The following is a 21,736-nucleotide window of genomic DNA, read 5'->3' as shown; positions in this document are numbered from 1 at the left end:
AGGGGATGGTCCATGAGCAAGCGACTTCACAGAATGAAACATATCGGGCAAGCGGAACGACCCGCATTGATGGTAAGAAATTGCTGTGTGAGCATCGTGATTGTGCGACGGCCCGAACGCCGCGCCAGCCCCAAGCCACCGCGTGGCGAGGTTCTGCTCGAATCGCCGCCGGAAATCCCCGAAGTCCAGGGTCAGGGCTTCATGATGATCCTGACCTATCTGCCGATGGTCGCCGGCGGCGCGGCGATGGGACTGATGTTCACGTCGGGAGGCAATTCCAACCCGCTCATGTACGTCGCCAGCGGCCTGTTCGCCTTCTCCATGATGGGCATGACCATCGGCCAGATGGGCAGGCAGTCCGGCGAGCGCAAGCACCGGCTCAACGGGCTGCGCCGCGACTACTTCCGCTACCTGTCGCAGGTGCGCAGGAAGGCCCGCAGGGCGGCCAAGCAGCAGCGCGAGGCCCTGGAGTGGAGCGGCCCCGCCCCTGACTCGCTCTGGTGGATCGCGATGGGCCCGCGCCTGTGGGAACGCAGGCCCAGGGACCCCGACTTCGGCACCGTACGGCTCGGCACCGGCGTGCAGAAGCTCGCCATCCAGCTCATCCCGCCGGACTCCAAGCCCGTCGAGGACCTCGACGCGCTGACCGCCGGCGCGCTGCGCAGGTTCGTCAGGGCGCACGCGACGGTCTCCGAACTGCCCGTCTCGGTGGCTCTCGGCTCGTTCGCCCGCATCAAGCTGTCGGGCGACCGCCAGGCGGTCCGCGACCTGGTCAGGGCGATGATCTCCCAGATGGTCGTCTTCCACTCGCCCGACGACCTCCGGATCCTGATCTGCGCGGGCAAGGAGTCCATGCCGCAGTGGGACTGGGTCAAGTGGCTCCCCCACGCGCTGCACCCCGAGCAGACCGACCTGGCGGGCCAGGTGCGCCTGATGGCCGAGAACCTCAGCGAGCTCGACCGGCTGGTCGGCGGCGAGCTGAAGGAGCGGGCCAGGTTCAAGCCGGGCGCGCCCGCGGACGCGCTGCCGTACCACGTGGTGATCGTGGACGGCGGGTACGTCCCGCACGACTCCCAGCTCGGCATGGACGCCATCCAGGGCGTGACCGTGATCGACCTCTCGGACACCGCGGGGATGGTGGAGGAGAAGGCGATGCTGCGGCTGGACATCCAGCGCGACGCCTTCCACATGATCAAGCTGGACCACGCAGGCAAGGCGACGAACACCCGCCTCGGCGAGCCCGACTCGCTCGACTATCTGATGAGCGAGGGCCTGGCCAGGCAGCTGGCGCCCCTCAGGCTGTCGTCGGGCGCCTCGGGCGGCGAGGCGCAGGACGTGCTCTCGATCAACACCACGCTCACCGACCTGCTCGGCGTCGGCGACCCTTCCAGTCTGGACACCGCGCAGACGTGGCGGCCCCGCGCGGGCCGCAACAGGCTGCGCGTGCCGATCGGCCTCGGCGCCGACGGCCGCATGGTCGAGCTCGACATCAAGGAGTCGGCGCAGGGCGGCATGGGCCCGCACGGCCTGGTCATCGGCGCCACGGGTTCCGGCAAGAGCGAGCTGCTGCGCACGCTGGTGCTCGGCCTGGCCGTCACGCACTCCTCGGAGATCCTCAACTTCGTCCTGGTCGACTTCAAGGGTGGCGCGACCTTCCTCGGTCTCGAGTCGCTCTCCCACGTCTCCGCGGTCATCACCAACCTCGAGGACGAGCTCCCGCTCGTCGACCGCATGCACGACGCGCTGCACGGCGAGATGGTCCGGCGGCAGGAGCTGCTGCGCTCGGCGGGCAACTACGCCTCGCTGCGCGACTACGAGCGGGCGCGGGAGCAGGGCGCGGAGCTGGCGCCGATGCCGACGCTCTTCGTCGTCCTCGACGAGTTCAGCGAGCTGCTGTCGGCCAAGCCCGAGTTCATCGACCTGTTCGTGATGATCGGAAGGCTGGGCCGTTCGCTCGGCGTCCACCTGCTGCTGGCCTCTCAGCGGCTGGAGGAGGGACGGCTGCGCGGCCTGGACACCCACCTGTCCTACCGGATCGGCCTGCGCACCTTCTCCGCCATGGAGAGCCGGGTCGTGCTGGGCGTCGCCGACGCCTACGAGCTGCCTTCCGCTCCCGGCAACGGCTACCTCAAGTTCGACACCACCGGCATGACGCGCTTCAAGGCCGCCTACGTCTCGGGCCCCTACCAGGCCGACCCCTACCAAGCCGCCGCCTCCTCGGCCGGCGGCCCCGTCCGCGAGGTCGTGGAGTACGGCCCCGCCTTCGCGCCCATCCCCGTGGTGGAGAAGCCGGCGAAGGAGCTGGAGCCGACCGAGGACAAGACGTCGCAGACCAGCCTGCTCGACATCATGGTGGACCGGCTGCGCGACCGCGGCCCCGCCGCCCACCGCATCTGGCTGCCGCCGCTCGGCCAGCCGCCGACGCTGGCGCAGCTCCTGCCGCCGCTGTCGGTCACTCCCGAGCTCGGCCTGACGACGACCGGCTGGGCGGGACGCGGCAGGCTCCACGCCGTCATCGGCATCATCGACAAACCCTTCGAGCAGCGGCGCGACCCGTTCTGGCTGGACCTGTCGGGCGCGTCGGGACACGTCGGCGTGGCCGGCGGCACGCAGAGCGGCAAGAGCACGGTGCTCCGCGCGATGATCACCAGCATGGCGCTCACCCATACGCCGCGCGAGGTGCAGTTCTACTGCCTCGACTTCGGTGGCGGCGCGCTCGCGGGCCTCGACGGGCTCCCGCACGTCGGCGGCGTGGCCAGCCGCCTTGACACCGACAGGGTCCGCCGTACGGTCGCCGAGATCGCCTCCCTGCTCCAGCAGCGCGAGCGCATGTTCGGCGAGCTCGGCGTCGACTCGATCGCCTCCTACCGCAGGATGATGGCCGACGGCGAGATCGAGGGCGACGGCTGGGGCGACGTGTTCCTCGTCGTGGACGGCTGGCTGACCATCCGGCAGGAGTTCGACTCGCTGGAGCCGACGATCACCGACCTGGCCGGGCGCGGCCTCGGCTACGGCATCCACATCGTGGCGGCCACCAACAAGTGGTCGGAGTTCAGGCCAGGCATCCGCGACCTGTTCGGCACCAGGATCGAGCTCAAGCTGGGTGACGCCTACGAGTCGGAGATCAACCGCAAGTCGGCGCTGGCCGTGCCCGAGGGGACCCCAGGACGCGGGCTCACCAAGGAGGGCATGCACTTCCTGTCCGCGCTGCCCAGGATCGACGGCGTGCAGAACGCCGAGGACGTCTCCGTGGGCCTGCGCGCGCTGGTGCAGACCGTCAGGGACGCCTGGCAGGGCCCTCCGGCGCCCGGAGTACGGCTGCTGCCCTCCGTGCTGCCCGCCGAGCTGCTTCCCGGCCCCGACGAGACCGGGCGGAAGGTCATCCCGATCGGCATCGACGAGGCCACGCTCTCGCCCGTGCTTCTCGACCTGGAGGCCGACCCACACTTCATCGTCGTCGGCGACACGGAGAGCGGCAAGTCGAACCTGCTGCGGCTCATCGCCGAGAGCGTGGTGGCCAGGCAGACGCCGCGCGAGGCGATGATGATCGTGATCGACTACCGAAGGTCGCTGCTCGACTCGGCGGCCACCGAGCACAGGATCGGCTACGCGGCGTCGAGCACCGCCGCCGCCGACCTGATCAACGACGCCAGGCAGGCGCTGCTGAAGCGCCTGCCTCCCGCCGACCTGACGCCCGAGCAGCTGCGTTCGCGCAGCTGGTGGCAGGGGTCGGACCTCTACATCGTGGTCGACGACTACGACCTGGTCGCCACCTCGAACAACCCGCTGCAGCCCTTGGCCGACCTGCTCCCGCAGGCTCGCGACATCGGCCTGCACCTGATCATGTCGCGGCAGATGGGCGGCATCGGCAGGGCGATGTTCGATCCGATCATCACCAAGCTCAAGGACATGGCCAGTCCCGCGCTGGTCATGTCGGGCAACAAGGACGAAGGTTACGTCTTCGGCAACATCCGCCCACAGCCCCTGCCGGTCGGCCGCGGCTACTTCGTCGACAGGAGGTCGGGAGCGCGGCTGTCGCAGACCGCCTACCTGCCGTGATCGCGATCGGGCGGGGCGTGCGCCGCTGTCCCCGCCGAGCGCCTGGCCGGCTTCTCGACCAGGCGCTCGACGGGGACGGGCTCGGGCGGCGGCTTCTCCGAGCTCATGTCGACGTCACCAGCTGGCCGCTATGCTCGATCTTGTCCTTTTTGAGCATCTCCGGGAGGCGCGACCGGTGGCTGGTCTCGATGTCCATTTCCAAGCACTGAACGAGTGCGGGAGGGCGGCGAAGAACGCGAGCAAGGCGCTCGTGCCCGGCGACATGATGGCCGCCGACAAGCTGCCGGCCCTGCCGGGCAAGCTGACCGACTCCACCGCGTTCGGCAAGCTCGACAACTCCCACAGCCTGGCGGCCGACATCGACAAGATCTGGACCGAGGTCGTCAAGGACGATCTCGAGGAGGCCAGGAACAAGCTCGGAGGCGTCGAGCGCGCGCTCGACAAGGTGGAGACGAACATCCGCGCGGCGGACAGGCCATGACCGAGAACGCGACGCCGGGCGTCGACAGGCTCGACGCGCTGGTCGCCAAGGTGACCTGCGATCCCGCGGCCATCCGGACGATGGCCAAGCAGTGGAGGGCGATCGCCGGCGAGGTACTGGACGAGACGGGCAAGCTGGGCAAGGCCGTCATCGAGGTCGGCAGGACCTGGCACGGCGACTCGGCCAACGACTTCCAGAGCTACATGCAGGGCTACGGCAAGGCGGGCGACGGCCTCCACGACGCGCTGGCGGGATGCGCGAACGCGGCGGACACGCTTGCCAAGGACCTGGAAACCGCCGAGGGCAAGGTCAGGTGGATCCGAGAGGACCTCATCACGCGGGCGAACCAGTACCGGATCGACTGGAACAAGCTGAACCCCGACGACCCTGACGGAGTCGACAAGGGCCTGAAGGAGATGGGCGACAAGGCCGTCTCGGACGCCGAAAGCTGGGCAGGCAAGGCGAACACCGCCCTCAGTGACGCCAAGACGGCCATCGCCGACGCGCTGAAGTTGCGGACGGTCACGTTCAAGAGCATCAACGACCCCCTCCTGCGCGACTTCGTCCCCGATGACGACCGCACCAAGATGCAGTGGCTGCCGACCGATCTCAGCAGGACCACCGACCTGGCGGGGACGAATCCGAGCGGCGCGGGAGGCGCGGGAGCAGGCGGTGGAGGGGGCGGATACGGCGGAGGCGGCGTCTCCTCAGCGGGTGACGTGCCCGCGCCCCGCGCGCAGGTGGTCGAGTGGATCAAGGAAGCGCTGAGGATCATCAGGTCGCCCGAGATGGCCGGGATCATGCGCTCCCGCGGCATCGACGTGAGCGACCTCGACCCCGACGATCCCAAGGACATCGAGCGGATCTGGACGATCATCCATCACGAGTCGGGCGGCAACCCGAGCGCGATCAACAACTGGGACATCAACGCCAGGAACGGCGTGCCGTCGCAGGGTCTCATGCAGACGATCCCGCCCACCTTCAACACCCACAGCCTGCCGGGGCACAAGCAGATCCTCGAGCCCGTCGACAACATCATCGCCGGCGTGCTCTACACCTACAAACGTTACGGTGACCTCGGCCACCACCCCGGCATCGCCTCCCTGGAACGCGGCGGCGGCTACCGGCCGTACTAGCGGCCGGGCAGCCACCCCGGCGGGAAGATCAGCGCGCGCAGGCCGTGTCCCTCGAGCTTGCCCATCCACTCCTCCGGCGTGGTGGCGACCGGGCCGTCCACACCGTCGGACAGGTTGTAGGCGGGCGTGTAGCCGAAGCCCGAGCCCGCGAGCCTGGCGAACAGCTCGGTCGCCCGGCTGGTCGGCAGGTTCCGAAGCGGGAACTTGGCGGCGTCGTAACCCAGGACGTAGCCGGTGTTGCCGGTCCAGATCCGTAGGAACTCGGCGCCGTTCTCCTTCGCCGAGCCGATCGGCTGGCCGTGGGCGGCGTTCACCATGGCCTTGATGCCGAGCGAGCCGCTCGCGTACGCGATGCCGTCCACCGTCGCGTAGACCAGCGTGGTCAACGCGTACTTGGGGAACCCCGCGCTGAAGATCTTGGCGGCGTTGGTCCCGAAGAGGGCCTTGAGCAGCCGGGCGGTCCTGATCAGCTTGACGATCCTGACGGTGGCCACGGCGTACAGCCATGTGGTCATCGGCTGGAACATGACCATCCACACCAGCTGCAGCAGTTCGTTCTCGACCTCGGCGAAACGGCGGCGCACGTCGTCCACGAGCTTGGCGTAGGCCGTGCACACGACGGCGACGACCCGCAGGTCGGCCACGAACGCGGCGGGCAGCGGCCTGATGTTGTCGTTGTAGACGGCGGAGAACGAGTCGATCCCCGCGCCCGCGTTGTTCTTGACCACCGAGGAGTAGGTCTGGTCGGCCCGGTAGGCGAGCCCGTTCTTCGGCTCGTCGCCGCCGTCGATCACGTCGGCGAGCCTGGTGAAGGTTTGCGCCGCGCTGCGCAGCTTCTCCGGCGAGGCTTCGGGGGCGACCACTCCCGCCCACACCCGGAGCCCCACCAGGGTGCCGGCGGAACCGGCCATGAACGTCATCATCAGGCGGTTGACGGGGAAGGCGGCGGCGATCATGGCAACAGACCCTTCGGCGCGAGGTCGTCGGCATCCGGCCGCTTGTAGACGGGAATGTCCTTGATCGTCAGATCGTCCGCACTGGCCCAGTCGGCCACCGCCACGTTGTCCCGCATGATGGACAGCTTCTGGCCGAGGTCATCGTAGACCTGCGCGAACTGCCCGAGCAGATCGATCATCTCCACCCGTTTGGGCGCGTACCACTCGACGAACTTCCTGTCCGACTCCTCCTCGGTCGGGAAGTGGCCGAGCTCCTCCAGCTCTCTGACGGCCTGCGCCAGGGCCGTACGGAGGTCGTCGCCGATGTCACGGAAGGCCGCGGCCGCGACAGTGTGGAGGTGGGATAAGTCGAGGTCCAGAGATGGCTGCTCGCTCACAAACGTCTCCCGCGGAAAATGAATCGGGCGGATCATGCCTTTCGGCCATGATCCGCCCATTTCATTTCACATATATCTATATGTGGTTACTTCCGCGTATCGGGCTGTTCATCCGCAGTTGTCGAACCCAGAGCTCGTGTTGCCCTGGCTCGTGCTGCCGGAGAACCTGACGCAGCTGCCCTTTCCATACGCCTTGATGACCGCGTAGTACTTGTAGTCGCCGCTGTCGGTCACGGGCGCCTTGCCCTGGACCTCGAGGGTCGCGCCCACATGGGTCAGCTGGCCGATGTTGGCGGTCTTCATCGTGACCACGCAGTTGTAACCGGTGCTGGTGTTGTACAGCTGGTAGGTCGTGCCTCCGGAGAAGGACGCCTGCCGCTGGACGTAGAACCCGCCGCCACAGGCCTGGCCCGGCGTGTAGGGGTTGGTCTTCTCGGCGGGCGGCTCGGTGGTCTTCGTCGGGGTCGGCGACGGCTTCGGCTCGGCCGGAGGGGTCGGCTTGCTCTGCGTCGGGGTCGGCGAAGGCTTGGGGTCCGCCGGCTTGGTCGGCGTGGGGTCGACCGTCCTGGTCTCGGTCGGCTTGGGCTCCGGCGGCCTGCTCGTCGAGGGCGCGATGCTCGGCTGCTCCTGCGTGCGGGTCGGCGTGGGAGTGGCCTCCGGCTCCTGCGTCGGCCGCTCCTCCTCGGTCCGCGTCGGCGTCGGCCGCTGCGTGTGCTTCTCCTGCGGCGGGGCCTCGGGCTCGCCCTCCTTCGTCTTGCTGGGCTTCGGGTCCGGCTTGTGCGTGGGCTCGGCCGTCACCGTGACGGTGGGCTGCTGCGAGGGCACGGGCGCGACCGTCGTGGGCGGCACCGCGATGTTCTGGGTCGGCACAGGCACAGGCGTAGGCGAGGTGACCGAGGTCAGCTCGGGCTCGGGCAGCGGGCTGTTCGGGTCGTCGGTCGGCAGCTCGAACGGCATGACGTCGGTCGACTCGGGCCCCGGCGTCTTGGCCCACGGCACCGCCACCTTGGCCTGGCCCTGCTGCGTACCCAGCGGCTGGGGCTGCGGCTGCGCGATCCCGTTGCCCGTGTCGGTGGCGGAGGCCTCACCCTTGGGGCTGGGCACGCCGTCGGCGGGCTGCCTGCCCTCGGCCGCGACCGTGTTCAGCGTCGTGGTGCCCGCGTACTGGTTGGCGCCCCACAGCCCGACCGCGGAGATCGTCACGACCGCGGCCATCGCCGCGACCAGACCCACGGGGAACGGCCTGCGGGCGGGCGGCGGCGCCTGCGCCGGAACCGAGACGACCGGGTGCGGGCCGTGCGGCGGCTCCTCCGGCGCCTCGACCGGCGGCGGACCCCAGGCCTGGGGCACGGCCGGCACGGGCGCCGTCTCGACGGGATCGGGCTCGGGCGTCCGGTACATCGGCAGCCTGAGCGTGCCCTCCAGCGGCGGCGAGGGGTCGGGCACGATCACCGCGGGCGCGCCGGCGACCAGCTTGTCGGCGTTCTTGTCGCCGAGGAGCTGCAGCAGCGCGGTGTAGGTGGTCGGCCGCTTCGAGACCTCCTTCGACAGCGCCGCCACCACGACCCTGCGCAACGGCTGGGGCAACGGGCCGACGTCGGGCTTCTCATCGAGTACGGCCTGCGTCTCGTGCTCGAAGGGAGCGCGCCCGGTGGCGGCGTACACCACGGTCGCCGCCCAGGAGAAGACGTCGGAGGGCGGGCCGTACCGCAGTTCCTTCAGCTGTTCGGGCGAGCGGTAGCCGAGCTCGCCGGCTGGCTCGCCGATCGCCGCGTCGGTCACCCTCGGGCCGTCCGCGCCGAGGATCACGTTGTGCGGGGTGAGGCCCCTGTGGGTCACCCCCGCCAGATGCGCGGAGGTGAGCGCGGTGAGCACACCGACGGCGACGCGCTCGAGCGCGTCGTCGGTGAGCGGACCGTCGGCCTCGACGGTCTCGGCGAGGCTGCGGCCCTCGACGTGCTCGCGCACGACGTACGGCGTGCCGTCCTCGACGCCCACGTCGAACACGCGGGCCACATAGGAGCTGGAGACGCGCTTGACGCTGCGCAGCCGGTCCAGGGTCTCGCTGTCATCCGCGGACTCATCCGTCAGCGGTTTGATGGCGCGCAGTTCTCCATCATCGGAGTCGCGCCCCAGGTAGACCACGCCGCGCGGGCCCACGCCAAGGCGTCCGACGATGGCGTGGTCCCCGAAGCGCTCAGGGTCTCCTGGCGACAAGGCGTCCATGACCCACCTTTCCATGACAAATCATGATCGGAGCACATTGAACCAAATCTGCCCCACGCGTAACGAGAGTTTCGGGATGTAATCTGACAGTTAACCGTCAAGTCGTAATCAATGAGGGCGCCCTGGCCGCCATCCCCTGCGCTTTCCCAACGGCGCGACCAGTCGCGTGGTCAGAACCACGCCCGCCAGGGCCAGCGCCGACACCGCCACGATCACCGCGACGGTGATCGTCCGCCAGTCGACGGGCGGCGTCTTGGCGATGGCGCTCTCCGCCAGCGGCGGCGGCAGCGGAGGGGCCAGTTCCACCTGCTCGGTCGGCAGCACGGAGGTCACCGCCAGCAACGGGTTGACGACGCCCGCTCCGGTGCCGTTGCCGAGCGCGCCGTCGGCGGTCACCTCGATGCGTCGCCGTACCTGTTCCTGGTTGAGCCTGGGGAAGCGGGAGCGCACCAGCGCGGCCACCCCCGCCACGTACGGCGCGGCGAAGCTCGTCCCTTCCATCTCGTCCATGAACAGCCCGCCTGGCCACGTGCTGATGATGCCCTGGCCAGGCGCCATGACGGCGACGTTGGACTTGGTGTTGGAGAACTCCGACCGCTGGCCTCCCGGTCCCACCGAACCCACCGAGAGGACACCCTCGTAGGCGGCGGGGTACTCCATCTTCTCCTTGTCCCTGGGGTCGGAGTTGCCCGCGGCCGCGACGATCACGATGTCCTTGGACAGGGCGTAGCTGACGGCCGCCCTCAGATCGGGCTGGTCCGTGGTCTGGGTGGAGATGTTGATCACATCGACGTTCATGTCGGCCGCCGCGTTGATGGCCTTCACAAGGAGGGCGACGTCACCCTGCTTCTTGTTCGTCTGCTTCAGCGACACGAGCCTGACGGCGGGGGCGACGCCGTAGAAGGGGAAGTCGGTCCGGTATCTGCCCGCGATGATGCCCGCCACCGCGGTGCCGTGTCCCATGCAGTCGCCGTTGCCCGTGGAGGTGAAGTCGATCTCCTTGCGGAGCGGGATCAGCGGGTGCTTCGAGTCGACGCCGCTGTCGATCACCGCGACGGTGACGCCTTCTCCTCGGGTGAGCGGCCACACCCTTTTCGCGTCGAGGCGGGCCTGCGCCCAGGGCAGGGAGATCTCGCTCAGACCTGCTTCGGGCGGGGAATCGCACTTGAGGGGGGCGGCCTCGGCGGCGACCGGCACGAGCGTGAGCGTCATCGCCAGGCTGACGGCGAGCAGGACCCTTCCGACCATGAAGCAAGAGCCTAGCTTGACCCTTTTGCCGAGCTATAGCCGTTCCCGCCCGCAACGGCCGCCCCACCGGCGTCACCCTGGCCCGGCGCCCATCCGGGCCCGGGCCGTGGACGTGGGCCGGGTCAGCGGGTGGCCGACTCGATGTTGCCGCGGTAGGTGTTGATCACCCGAGCCGCCTCCTGCAGTTCCTCCGACATCCGCTGGAAGGCGGCCCGGTAGTTCTGCCACGCCCCGCCGAACCGCTCGGCTCCAGGCCCCGTCCACGCGGTGCCGACCTTGGCCGCCTCGCGGTCGAGCGCCGCCATGGTGCTGCGGACCGCCTCGGCCTGCTGGGTGAACTGGGTGGCCATCTGCTGCATCTCCGCAGGGTTGCCACCGAGCAAGTTGTGCGTCATGCGCTCCTCCAGGGTCGACCGACGGGCGCCCTCACCATAGGCAGCCAGCCCCGCCGTCGCCCCCGGTTATGCCGAGCGGCTATGGTCCTCCAGAGGATTGTTCGGATCAAAGGGGGCAAGCATGCGCGAGGTCGTGGTCACCGGCGGTGGGACCGGCATCGGCTACGCCGTCGCGGCGGCGTTCGCCGCGCAGGGTGACAAGGTCACGATCACCGGCCGCCGCGAGCACGTCCTGAGAGAGGCTGCGGAGAAGCTGGGCGCCTCCTTCGTCGCCTTCAACGCCGCCAGCCCCGTCGCCGTGCAGGAGGCGCTCGCCCACCTGCCCAGGACCGTCGACGTCCTGGTCAACAACGCCGGCGGCAACACCAACCTCGACAGGCAGAAGCGCGAGGACGACCTGATGGACCTGGCGGAGGCCTGGTGGGCGAATCTCAACGCCAACCTCCTGTCGGCGGTCCTCGTCACCACCGCGCTGCTCCCCCGCCTGGTCAAGGGCGGCAGGATCATCTCGATCGGCTCGATCGCGGCCCGCGGCACCGGCTCAGGCTCGTACGGCGCGGCCAAGGCCGCCCTCGAGTCGTGGACCGCCGACCTGGCCGCCGAACTCGGCTCCAGGGGCACCGCGAACGTGGTGGCGCCGGGCCTGATCCTCGACACCGAGTTCTTCCGCGGCCGACTGACCCCCGAAGGCGTCAAGCACCGGGTGGACAGCACCCGCAACGGCCGCGCCGGCACGCCCGACGACATCGCGGAAACCGTCCTGTTCCTCGCCTCGGCGGGCGCCGGCCATTTCACCGGGCAGGTCCTCCACGTGAACGGCGGAGCGTACCTGGGAAGGTGACCGCCCCTAGACTCCTTTGCAAGCCGGTGGAGAAAGGAATGACGTCGGTGCGGAAAGTTCTGATCGCCAACCGTGGCGAGATCGCCGTCCGGATCGCCAGGGCGTGCAAGGACGCCGGTCTGGCCAGCGTCGCCGTCTACGCCGAGCAGGACCTCGACGCGCTCCACGTCAAGGTCGCCGACGAGGCCCACGCGCTGGGCGGCCAGTCGCCCGCCGAGACCTACCTCGACATCGCCAAGCTGCTGCGCGTCGCCGCCGGGACGGGCGCCGACGCCGTCCACCCCGGCTACGGCTTCCTCGCCGAGAACGCCGACTTCGCCCAGGCCGTCATCGACGCGGGCCTGACCTGGATCGGCCCGCCGCCCGCCGCCATCGCGGCGCTCGGGGACAAGGTGCAGGCCAGGCACATCGCGCAGAAGGTGGGTGCGCCCCTGGTCGCGGGGACCAAGGATCCCGTCTCGGGGGTCGAGGAGGTCGTCGCGTTCGCGCGCGAGCACGGGCTGCCCATCGCGATCAAGGCCGCGTACGGCGGCGGCGGCCGCGGGCTCAAGGTCGCCAGGTCCGTCGAGGAGATCCCCGACCTGTACGACTCGGCGGTCCGCGAGGCCGTCACGGCGTTCGGCCGCGGCGAGTGCTTCGTCGAGCGCTACCTCGACCGTCCCCGCCACGTCGAGACCCAGTGCCTGGCCGACACCCACGGCAACGTCGTCGTGGTCAGCACCCGCGACTGCTCGCTCCAGCGCCGCCACCAGAAGCTCGTGGAGGAGGCGCCCGCGCCCTTCCTCTCCCAGGAGCAGGTCGACCTGCTCTACACCAGCTCCAAGGCGATCCTCCGTGAGGCGGGCTACGTCGGCGCCGGCACCTGCGAGTTCCTCGTGGGCCAGGACGGCACGATCTCCTTCCTCGAGGTCAACACCCGTCTCCAGGTCGAGCACCCGGTGACCGAGGAGGTCGCGGGCGTCGACCTGGTGCGCGAGATGTTCCGCATCGCCGACGGCGAGGCCATCGGCTACGACGACCCGACGCTGCGCGGCCACTCGATCGAGTTCCGGATCAACGCCGAGGACCCGGGCAGGAACTTCCTGCCCGCTCCCGGCACCCTGACCTCCATGCGCTCCCCTTCGGGCCCAGGCGTGCGGCTGGACGCGGGCTACGAGGCCGGGATGACCGTCCCGCAGACCTTCGACTCGCTCGTCGCCAAGCTCGTCGTCACCGGACGCACCCGTACCGAGGCCATCGAGCGCTCGCGCAGGGCCCTGGCCGAGTTCGAGATCGACGGCATGCCGACCGTGCTGCCGTTCCACCGCGCGGTGGTGAGCGATCCCGCCTTCACCGCCGAGCCCTTCGCCGTCCACACCCGCTGGATCGAGACCGAGTGGTCGGGCGGCATCCCGCCGTACTCCGGCGCCGTGGACTCCGCCGAGCCCGCCGTCAGGGAGACGGTGACCGTGGAGGTCGGCGGCAAGCGGCTGGAGGTCGTCCTGCCCGCGGGGTTCGCCTCCGCGGGCCGCGCGCCCGCCGCGGCCAAGCCCTCGCGCAGGGCGTCGGGCGGCGCCAAGAAGGCCGCCACGAGCGGCGACGCCCTGGTCAGCCCCATGCAGGGGACGATCGTCAAGATCGTGGCGGCTGACGGCGACACGGTGACCGAAGGTGACACGGTCGTCGTCCTCGAGGCGATGAAGATGGAGCAGCCGCTCACCGCGCACAAGGCCGGTACCATCACCGGTTTGGCCGCCACCGTGGGACAGACCGTCACCTCGGGAGCGACCATCTGCGAGATCAAGGACGCTTAGCGGGTAGGTTTCGCAGGAGAGGGAACTTTGCCGACTGCTCATTCGTCCTCAAGGACGAAGGAGGCTTGCTGCCCATGACCCATCCGCTGCGCCGGACGACGGCCGCGATCGCGGCTCTGATCGCCGGTCTGTTCGCTGTGTTCGCGCTTTCGCCCGCCGCGCACGCCGCGGCGCCACCCGACGCCGCCACGGTGGTTTCCTACTGGAAGGACCAGAAGGACCGGCTCTTCGTCGGCCCTGGCTCCTCGTTGACGTCGGACCAGCAGTCGGAGATCCGCTCCGCGCTGCAGGACGCCAAGACGCCCGTCTACGTGGCGGCGTTCCCCGACGGCACCGTCACCGACCCCGCGACCTACCTCCCCGCTCTCGGCAACGGGCTGAAGAGCGCGGGCAAGACGGGCAAGTACGCCGTCGCGGTACTCGACGGCAACTCACTGCTCGCGGCCGCCAACTTCGGTAAGAAGGGGCTGGCCGGCCAGCTCGCCAACCTGTCCACCAGCAACAACGACGACGTCGTCACCGGCATGAGCGACTTCGTCGAGCGTGTCAACCTCGCCGCCCAGAACAAGCGGTCCGCTCTCGACTCCGGCAGCGCCGCGGGCTCGGGCGGCTCCGGCACGGGCGCGCTGGTCGGCATCGGCGTGCTGGCGCTCGTCGGCGGCGGCGGCTACTTCCTCTACTCGAAGAACAAGAAGAAGAAGCTCGCCGCGCGGCAGGCGGCCGAGCTCGCCGCGGTCAAGACGACCGTCGAGGAGGACGTCACCAAGTTCGGTGAGGAGATCACCGCGCTCGACACCGACGTCAAGCTCGCCGGATCCGGCGGCCAGAACATCACCGAGTGGCAGACCGCCCTCGACTCCTACGAGAAGGCCAAGACGCAGCTGGCCTCGGTCTCGCAGGCCGAGCAGGTCCGCGACGTCACCACGACGCTCGAGGACGGCCGCTACGCGCTGGCCGTGGTGAAGGCCAGGGTCAACAACCAGCCGATCCCCGAGCGGCGGGCGCCCTGCTTCTTCAACCCGCAGCACGGCCCTTCGGTGCGTGACGTGCGCTGGGCCCCGCCCGGCGGCGCGCCGCGCGAGGTTCCGGCCTGCGCGGCCGACGCCATGGCGGTGGAGAGCGGCTACGACCCGCAGACCCGCCAGGTCATGGTCAACGGCCAGTACCGTCCGTACTACGACGCGGGTCCGGCCTACCAGCCCTACGCCTACGGCTACTACGGCGGCTTCGGCGACATCATGACCATGATGTTCGTCGGCACCATGATGGGCAGCATGCTCGGCGGCGGCTGGGGCATGGGCGGCTACGGCGCCGGTTACGCCGAGGGCTACTCCGACGCCGGCGGCGGAGGTGACTTCGGTGGCGGCGGCGACTTCGGCGGAGGCGGCGGCGGCTGGAGTGACTTCGGCGGCGGCGACTTCGGCGGCGGCGACTTCGGCGGCGGTGACTGGTAGCAGGCTCCGCCTCCTGATCTGACCGCCAGGGCCCCCGGTGAGCGTTCACCGGGGGCCCTGGCGTGTCCACCGCAGGATGCGGGGCGACGACCGCGCGTCCACGTGAAGAGAAGAGCCGGCGGCGCGCGCCATAGCGGGACGAGTTTGTAAAGTAGGGGCAAATTGATCCGCCTGGCAGACCTCGGGGCCAGTGTCTAGGAGGCCCTGTTGCGCCGTCTGATCCCCCTCGCGCTTCTCGCCGCTCTCGTGGCGCCGCCCGTGGCCGTGGGGCTGCCCACGACCCCTGTGCTCGCGCAGGCGGGCCCATGCCGTCCCGCCGACCGGGTGAACCTGCGCGGGGTGGACTTCACCAAGGGCCGCCCGCTCCCCTCCTCGCTGCGCTGCGCCGACCTCACGGGCGCGAAGCTCAACAGCGTCGACCTCACCCAGAAGGACATGACAGGGGCGATCCTGCGCAAGGCGTCCTTACGGCAGGCCAACTTCACCCAGGTCACCGCGAAGTACGCCGACTTCAGGGAGGCGAACCTGAGCGAGGCCGACCTGGGGCAGATGCACGCCGACTACGCCGACCTGCGCGGAGCGATCCTCGTGGACGCGGACGCCGGCCAGGTGCAGTTCCCAAGGGCGAATCTCAGCGGCGCGCGGCTCACCAGGGCCGTCCTCATCCAGTCGAACCTCACGCTGGCCAAGCTCGTCGGCGCGGATCTCGACGACGCCAGGATGGGTCAGGCCAACGCCCGCAGGGCGGACTTCACGAGGGCCAAGCTGCACGAGGCCGACATGGGCACGATCCAGGCGCCCAACGCCGTCTTCCGCGACGCCGACCTGCGTGAGGCGCGGCTGAGCTCAGCGGAGCTCGACGGGGCCGACCTGCACGGGGCCAAGGTCCAGGACGCGGACTTCACCTTCGCCGACGACCTCGACCTGACGGGCGCGATCGGCACGCCGAAGACCGTGCCCGACGGCGTGAAGGGCCTCTCCACGGCCGCCCCTTCGCCGAGCGCCGGCGAGGACCGCGTGGTCAGCCTGGAGATCGGCTCGCAGCCGCCCGCGACGGGCCGCGGCGTCTCCGTCGGGCTCGTGCTGGTGATCGTCGGCTCGCTCGGCCTGGTCGTCACCCTCACCCTGTGGGCGAGCGCGGCCCGCAGGCCACGCGTCCACCGCGCCTGACGGCCGCGGGAGCGCGTCGTCAGATCCCGATGGCGGCGGTCGGCTGCATCAGCCTGCGCGCCGCCTCGGTGATCGACCCGGACAGCGAGGGGTAGACCGCGAAGGTGTGGGCGAGCTGGTCGACGGTGAGCCGCTGCTGCACGGCGACCGACACCGCGAGGATCAGTTCGGAGGCCCTGGGCGCCACCACGACGCCGCCCAGCACGATGCCGGTGTGCGGGCGGCAGAAGAGCTTGACGAAGCCGTCGTTGAAGCCCTGCATCTTCGCCCTGGCGTTGGTCGAGAGCGGCAGCTTGACCACGTTGGCCTCGATCTCGCCCGCCTCGATCTGCTTCTGCGACACGCCGACGGAGGCGATCTCGGGGTCGGTGAAGATGTTGGAGGCGACGGTCGCCAGTCGCAGCGGTTGCACGGCCTCGCCGAGCGCGTGCCAGACCGCGATGCGACCCTGCATGGCCGCCACGGAGGCCAGCATGAGCACGCCTGTGCAGTCGCCTGCGGCGTAGACACCGGGAGCGGAGGTGCGCGACACCTTGTCGACCTGGACGAATCCGCCCTTGTCGAGCGTCACCCCCGCCTCCTCGAGGCCGAGGCCCGAGGTGTTGGGGACCATGCCGACCGTCATCAGCGCGTGGGAGCCCTCGGCGGTACGGCCGTCCTCCAGCGTGACCACGACCCCGTCGGCCGTGCGCTTGACGGAGGAGGCGCGGGAACGGCCCATGACGTTCATGCCGCGCCGCCGGTAGACCTCTTCGAGCACCTCGGCGGCGTCGGCGTCCTCGTTGGGCATCATGCGGTCGCGCGAGGAGACCAGCGTGACCTCGGAGCCGAGCGAGCGGTAGGCGCCGGCGAACTCGGCCCCCGTGACACCGGAGCCGACGACGATGAGGTGCTCGGGCAGTTCGTCGAGGTCGTAGAGCTGCCGCCAGGTGAGGATGCGCTCCCCGTCGGGCTCGGCGCCCTGCAGGATGCGCGGGGTGGCACCGGTCGCCACGATCACCACATCGGCCCTGATCGTACGGTCACCCGCCCGCACGACCTGCGGATCGACGAGCCGCCCGCGCGCCTTGATGATCTCGACGCCCTCGGCCGCGACCCGCGCGCCGATGTCGGCGGACTGCGCCTGTGCCAGCTCCTTGACCCGTTTGTTGACCAGCGGCAGGTCGACCTCGGCCACCCCCACGTCGCCGTCGGCCCCGCCGGTGTAGTGGATGCCGAGGGACGGCGCGTCGTGCAACGCCTGCTTGCGGACCGAGGTCGCGATCATGGTCTTGGACGGCACGCAGTCGGTCAGCACGCAGGCGCCGCCGGGGCCGTCCTCCTCGACCATCGTGACCTGCGCGCCGAGTTGCGCGGCCACCAGGGCCGCTTCGTAGCCGCCTGGGCCGCCACCGATGATCACGATCCTTGTCACGTGTCCCATTGTCCCGCATATCGCGACGCGCCGACGAACGGGGCTACCCTTGGTGGCTGTGCCTGTCTACGCCGCCTATGGCTCCAACATGGACTCCAAGCAGATGGCCATGCGTGCCCCTCACTCGCCGATGCGCGCCGTCGGCTGGTTGCAGGGCTGGCGCCTGACGTTCGGCGGGGAGGACATGGGCTGGGAGGGCGCGCTCTCCACGATCGTCGAGGACCCTGACGAGCAGGTCTTCGTCGTGCTCTACGACGTCCCCGAGTGGGACGAGAACTCCCTCGACCAATGGGAGGGCGCCACCCGCGGCCTCTACCACAAGGTGCGGCTGCGCGTGCAGACGCTCGACGGCGAGGTCGTCGCCTGGTTCTACGTGCTCGACAGCTACGAGGGCGGCCTGCCCTCCGCGCGCTACCTCGGCATCCTGGCCGACGCGGCGGAGCGGGCAGGCGCCCCCGACGACTACGTGAAGGCGCTGCGCGGCAGGCCCTGCACGTCCCTGGGCGGCTAGGACAGCGGCTGGTCCTTGGTCTCCTTCAGCGCGAAGACGTAGACCAGGGTGGAGACCAGTGCCAGCGCCGACATGTACCAGGGGAAGAGCCCCGAGTTGCCGTTGTCCTTCAGCCAGGTGCCGATCAGCGGCGCCGTGCCGCCGAAGATGGCGACGGTCAGCGAGTAGGGGAAGCCCGCGCCCGAGGCCCGCACGCGGGTCGGGAACAGCTCGGAGTTCACCGCGGCCGAGATCGAGGTGAAGCAGCCGAGGAACACCATGCCGACGAGCTGGATGGCCAGCAGGCTGGCGAAGGAGTTCGACAGCGCGCCGAGCAGCGGCACCGGCAGCAGCGTGAAGGCCAGGCCGAAGGCGATGAGCAGCGGCCTGCGGCCGACCTTGTCCGACAGCATGCCGAGCAGCGGCTGCAGCACCATGAAGAAGAGCAGCGAGATCGTGCCGACCTGCAGCGACATGGCCTTGTCGAAGCCGACGTTCTGCTGCGCGTAGGTGGGCAGGAAGGTCGTCCACGTGTAGTAGGCGACGGTTCCCGCCACGGTGATGCCGACGATCAGGGCGGCCTTGGTCGGGTAGCGGGTCAGGAACTCGAAGAGCTTGGGCCGCTCGGACCTGCCCTCCTGGATCTCCTGCGCCACAGCGGAGGTCTCGTCGGCGCCCTTGCGGATCCACAGGCCGACCAGGCTGATCACCGCGCCGATGACGAACGGGATGCGCCAGCCGTAGCTGTCCATGTCCTCCTTGACCAGCACGGTCGCCAGCAGGGCGGCCAGGCCCGAAGCGAGGAGCTGGCCGATGGTCGTGCTGACGTACTGGAAGCTCGAGAACAGGCCCCTGCGTCCTGGAGGGGCGGACTCCACCAGGAAGGTGGTCGCGGCGGCGAACTCACCGCCGACCGACAGGCCCTGGATGAGCCTGGCGAGGGTCAGGACGATCGGCGCGAGCACGCCCGCGGCCGCGTAGGTCGGGGTGACGGCCAGCAGGAGCGAGCCGCCGCCCATGAGCACGATCGTGAACGTCATGGCGGCCTTGCGGCCGAACCGGTCGGCGAAGGAGCCGACCAGCAGGCCGCCGAGCGGTCGCATGAAGAAGCCCACGGCGAAGATCGCGAACGCGCTCAGCACCGGGACGAGAGGGTTGTCGTTCTTGGGGAAGACCTGCTCGGAGAAGTAGACGGCCAGGAAGCTGTAGGCGTACCAGTCGTACCACTCGACCACGTTGCCGACGTTGGCCGCCAGGAGCTGGCGGCCGCGGCTTCGGGGGATGCCGAGTGGCGAATGCTCAAGGGAGGGGGTTGCCACCGGGGCTCCTTTGCTTCGCATGCGGGGATGGCTTACTGTGCATCCGGACGACCGAAACAGTCAAATATCTCGCTGCATATTTACAAACCCGACATGGAGACAGCCCGCGGTGGACGTTCTCGACCGGCGCCTGGTCGCCGCTCTGCAGGTGAGCCCTCGCGCGTCATGGGGCGAGATCGGCAGGGCCGTCGGCGAGCACGAGCGCACGGTCGCCCGGAGGCTCCAGCGGCTGATCTCCGACGGCGCCGTCCAGGTCACCGCCATCTACGACGACCTGCGCTCGGGCCACGGCCGTCCCGTCCACCTGCACGTCCAGGTACGGCCGGGCACCGCCGCCGCGGTGGCCGACGCGCTGGCCGTCAGGGCCGACACCCGCTCGGTCTACTCCGTGACGGGCGCCGCCGACATCGGCGCCGAGCTGGTCGCCCCCACCAGAGCCGCGCTCCACGAGATCCTCAACGTCGAGGTGCACGGCATCGACGGCGTCGCGGGCACCCAGACCCAGGTCGTTCTGCACACCTTCCGCACGGTGGCCGAGTGGCACGCGCCGTACCTCACCGACGAGGAGGTCGGGCTCCTGCGCCCCGCGGCGACGCCCGTGGAGCTGCCCGACCACGACGGCCTGTCCCCGCTGGAGAGCGAGGTGGCCGAGCTCCTGGTCGCCGACGGAAGGATCGGGTTCACCGCGATCGCCGACCAGCTGGGCATCTCGGTGCCGACCGCCAGGCGCAGGGTGGCCTCGCTGCTGGAGCGACGGCTGCTCATGCTGCGCGCGGAGGTGGAGCCCTCGCTGCTCGGCCTGGACGTCGAGGCGCAGCTGTGGCTGCGCGTCCGCCCGCACGGCCTCGACCAGGTCGGTGAGAGACTCACCAAGGATCCCGGGGTGCGCTACTGCGCGGCCACCTCGGGCACCTACACCATGCTCGTCCAGGTGGCGGTCGCTCACGAGGCCGACCTCTACCGGTTCCTGACAGAGGTCGTCGGCCCGCTCGACGACGTCACCGACGTCAACGTCACCCTCATCACCCGTGCCTACAAGCGTGGATTCCTCCGAAAGAGCCTGGAGTACTCATGACCCCCGCCGAACTGGAAGTCGCCGAGCTGACCGCCGAGCTGATCCGCGTGGACAGCAGCAACTACGGCGACGAGAGCGGCCCGGGCGAGCGCGCCGCCGCCGAGGTCGTCATGGCGCGCCTGGCCGAGGTCGGCATCGAGGCGCACTACAGCGAGAGCGCTCCCGGCAGGGGCAACGTGGTGACCAGGATCGAGGGCACCGACCCCTCGCTCCCTGCCCTACTGGTCCACGGCCACCTGGATGTGGTGCCCGCCAACGCCGCCGACTGGAGCGTCGACCCGTTCGCCGGAGAGATCCGCGACGGCTACATCTGGGGCCGGGGCGCGGTCGACATGAAGGACATGGACGCGATGATGCTCGCCGTCCTGCGCCAGATGGTCCGCGAGGGCAGGCGGCCGAGGCGCGACATCGTCTTCGCGTGGGTGGCCGACGAGGAGGCGGGCGGCGTCTACGGCGCCAAGTACCTCACCGCCAACCACCGCGACCTGTTCGACGGCGTCACCGAGTCGATCAGCGAGGTGGGCGGCTACTCGCTGGAGGTGGACCCGTCGCTGCGCCTCTACCTCATCGAGACGGCGCAGAAGGGCCTGTCCTGGATGAGGCTGATCGCCGACGGTACGGCAGGCCACGGCTCGATGCTCAACGACAGCAACGCGGTGACCGAGGTGGCCAAGGCGGTGGCGCGGCTCGGCGGCCACCAGTGGCCGATCACGCTCACCCCGACCGTGCGGCGCTTCCTGACGGAGGTGTCCGAGGCGTTCGGCCTGCCGTTCGACCCCGAGAACCCGGGACCCGTGCTGGAGAAGCTGGGCCCGCTGGTCCGTTTCGTCGGCGCGACGCTGCACCACACGACCAACCCGACGATGCTCGAGGCCGGGTACAAGGCCAACGTCATCCCCGGCCAGGCGAGCGCGGTCGTGGACGGCCGGTTCCTGCCCGGCTACGAGGAGGACTTCTTCAAGACCGTCGACGAGCTGCTGGGGCCGAACGTGCGGCGCGAGTTCGTGCAGCACGACATCGCGCTGGAGACGACGTTCGACGGGGCTCTGGTCGAGTCGATGATCGCGGCTCTGAAGGCGGAGGACCCGACGGCGCGCGCGGTGCCGTACTGCATGTCGGGCGGCACCGACAACAAGACGTTCTTCGCTGACCTCGGTGTGCGAGGGTTCGGATTCGTTCCGCTGCGTTTGCCCAAGGACATGGACTTCGCGGGGATGTTCCACGGTGTGGATGAGCGTGTCCCGGTTGAGTCGCTGCAGTTCGGAGTGCGGGTGCTTGACCGGCTCCTCCTAAACTACTGAG

At 69.8% G+C, this 21,736-nt stretch carries 17 protein-coding genes; 10 read left to right on the top strand and 7 right to left on the bottom strand.

Annotated elements, in window-relative coordinates; genetic code table 11:
* Positions 1–87 precede the first annotated feature (87 nt).
* From eccCa to ACFSKW_RS08725, 3 genes are all read left to right on the top strand, one after another.
* Complete coding sequence (gene eccCa / locus ACFSKW_RS08735) at positions 88–4,059, top strand: type VII secretion protein EccCa (protein ID WP_379570997.1); 3,972 nt, start codon at positions 88–90, stop codon at positions 4,057–4,059.
* Between the two features lie 175 nt (positions 4,060–4,234).
* Complete coding sequence (locus ACFSKW_RS08730) at positions 4,235–4,540, top strand: hypothetical protein (protein ID WP_379570995.1); 306 nt, start codon at positions 4,235–4,237, stop codon at positions 4,538–4,540.
* Positions 4,537–5,676, top strand: a complete 1,140-nt coding sequence (locus tag ACFSKW_RS08725) for a transglycosylase SLT domain-containing protein (protein ID WP_379570993.1) — start codon at positions 4,537–4,539, stop codon at positions 5,674–5,676. The genes ACFSKW_RS08730 and ACFSKW_RS08725 overlap by 4 nt, the downstream gene beginning before the upstream one ends.
* Here the strand turns inward: ACFSKW_RS08725 and ACFSKW_RS08720 are convergent.
* The 5 genes from ACFSKW_RS08720 to ACFSKW_RS08700 form a co-directional block, all read right to left on the bottom strand.
* Positions 5,673–6,632, bottom strand: a complete 960-nt coding sequence (locus ACFSKW_RS08720; RefSeq protein WP_379570991.1) for a hypothetical protein — start codon at positions 6,630–6,632, stop codon at positions 5,673–5,675. The genes ACFSKW_RS08725 and ACFSKW_RS08720 overlap by 4 nt on opposite strands.
* A complete protein-coding gene (locus ACFSKW_RS08715; RefSeq protein ID WP_379570989.1) occupies positions 6,629–7,009 on the bottom strand; it encodes a hypothetical protein in 381 nt (126 codons plus the stop codon). Before ACFSKW_RS08715 ends, ACFSKW_RS08720 begins: the two co-directional genes overlap by 4 nt.
* Positions 7,010–7,117: 108 nt before the next feature.
* Positions 7,118–9,235 carry a serine/threonine protein kinase gene (locus tag ACFSKW_RS08710; RefSeq protein ID WP_379570987.1) on the bottom strand — a complete coding sequence of 706 codons (2,118 nt, stop codon included), beginning with the start codon at positions 9,233–9,235 and terminating at the stop codon, positions 7,118–7,120.
* A 108-nt stretch (positions 9,236–9,343) separates the two neighbouring features.
* Positions 9,344–10,483, bottom strand: a complete 1,140-nt coding sequence (gene mycP, locus ACFSKW_RS08705) for a type VII secretion-associated serine protease mycosin (RefSeq protein ID WP_379570985.1) — start codon at positions 10,481–10,483, stop codon at positions 9,344–9,346.
* A 122-nt stretch (positions 10,484–10,605) separates the two neighbouring features.
* On the bottom strand, positions 10,606–10,878 hold the full coding sequence (locus tag ACFSKW_RS08700; protein WP_358136615.1) for a WXG100 family type VII secretion target: 273 nt from the start codon (positions 10,876–10,878) through the stop codon (positions 10,606–10,608).
* Between the two features lie 121 nt (positions 10,879–10,999).
* Between ACFSKW_RS08700 and ACFSKW_RS08695 the strand changes: the two genes are divergently transcribed.
* The 4 genes from ACFSKW_RS08695 (at position 11,000) to ACFSKW_RS08680 (ending at position 16,136) form a co-directional block, all read left to right on the top strand.
* The gene (locus ACFSKW_RS08695) at positions 11,000–11,719 is read left to right on the top strand and encodes an SDR family oxidoreductase (protein WP_379570983.1); all 720 of its coding nucleotides are present in this window, start codon (positions 11,000–11,002) and stop codon (positions 11,717–11,719) included.
* Between the two features lie 47 nt (positions 11,720–11,766).
* Positions 11,767–13,512, top strand: coding sequence for an acetyl/propionyl/methylcrotonyl-CoA carboxylase subunit alpha (locus ACFSKW_RS08690; RefSeq protein WP_379570981.1), 1,746 nt, complete (start codon positions 11,767–11,769; stop codon positions 13,510–13,512).
* 74 nt (positions 13,513–13,586) lie between these two features.
* Positions 13,587–14,966: a hypothetical protein gene (locus tag ACFSKW_RS08685; RefSeq protein ID WP_379570979.1), complete on the top strand. Its 1,380-nt coding sequence runs from the start codon at positions 13,587–13,589 to the stop codon at positions 14,964–14,966.
* A 207-nt stretch (positions 14,967–15,173) separates the two neighbouring features.
* Complete coding sequence (locus ACFSKW_RS08680) at positions 15,174–16,136, top strand: pentapeptide repeat-containing protein (protein ID WP_379570977.1); 963 nt, start codon at positions 15,174–15,176, stop codon at positions 16,134–16,136.
* A 19-nt stretch (positions 16,137–16,155) separates the two neighbouring features.
* On the opposite strand, the gene ACFSKW_RS08675 is transcribed toward ACFSKW_RS08680, so the two are convergent.
* The gene (locus ACFSKW_RS08675; protein ID WP_379570975.1) at positions 16,156–17,550 is read right to left on the bottom strand and encodes an NAD(P)H-quinone dehydrogenase; all 1,395 of its coding nucleotides are present in this window, start codon (positions 17,548–17,550) and stop codon (positions 16,156–16,158) included.
* Positions 17,551–17,608: 58 nt separating this feature from the next.
* On the opposite strand from ACFSKW_RS08675, the gene ACFSKW_RS08670 reads away from it, so the two are divergent.
* Positions 17,609–18,061 carry a gamma-glutamylcyclotransferase family protein gene (locus tag ACFSKW_RS08670; protein ID WP_379570973.1) on the top strand — a complete coding sequence of 151 codons (453 nt, stop codon included), beginning with the start codon at positions 17,609–17,611 and terminating at the stop codon, positions 18,059–18,061.
* Here the strand turns inward: ACFSKW_RS08670 and ACFSKW_RS08665 are convergent.
* Positions 18,058–19,359, bottom strand: a complete 1,302-nt coding sequence (locus tag ACFSKW_RS08665; RefSeq protein WP_379570971.1) for an MFS transporter — start codon at positions 19,357–19,359, stop codon at positions 18,058–18,060. The genes ACFSKW_RS08670 and ACFSKW_RS08665 overlap by 4 nt on opposite strands.
* 109 nt (positions 19,360–19,468) lie before the next feature.
* On the opposite strand from ACFSKW_RS08665, the gene ACFSKW_RS08660 reads away from it, so the two are divergent.
* Both ACFSKW_RS08660 and ACFSKW_RS08655 read left to right on the top strand, forming a co-directional pair.
* Positions 19,469–20,434: an Lrp/AsnC family transcriptional regulator gene (locus ACFSKW_RS08660; protein WP_379570969.1), complete on the top strand. Its 966-nt coding sequence runs from the start codon at positions 19,469–19,471 to the stop codon at positions 20,432–20,434.
* Positions 20,431–21,735 (top strand): M20/M25/M40 family metallo-hydrolase, encoded by a 1,305-nt coding sequence (locus ACFSKW_RS08655; protein ID WP_379570967.1) that lies wholly within the window; start codon positions 20,431–20,433, stop codon positions 21,733–21,735. Before ACFSKW_RS08660 ends, ACFSKW_RS08655 begins: the two co-directional genes overlap by 4 nt.
* The last annotated feature ends 1 nt before the right edge of the window (position 21,736 follow it).

It is taken from the genome of Nonomuraea mangrovi (genome assembly GCF_042681425.1).
Classification (GTDB): Bacteria; Actinomycetota; Actinomycetes; order Streptosporangiales; family Streptosporangiaceae; genus Nonomuraea; species Nonomuraea mangrovi.
This window is presented reverse-complemented; position numbering and strand designations above follow the sequence as displayed.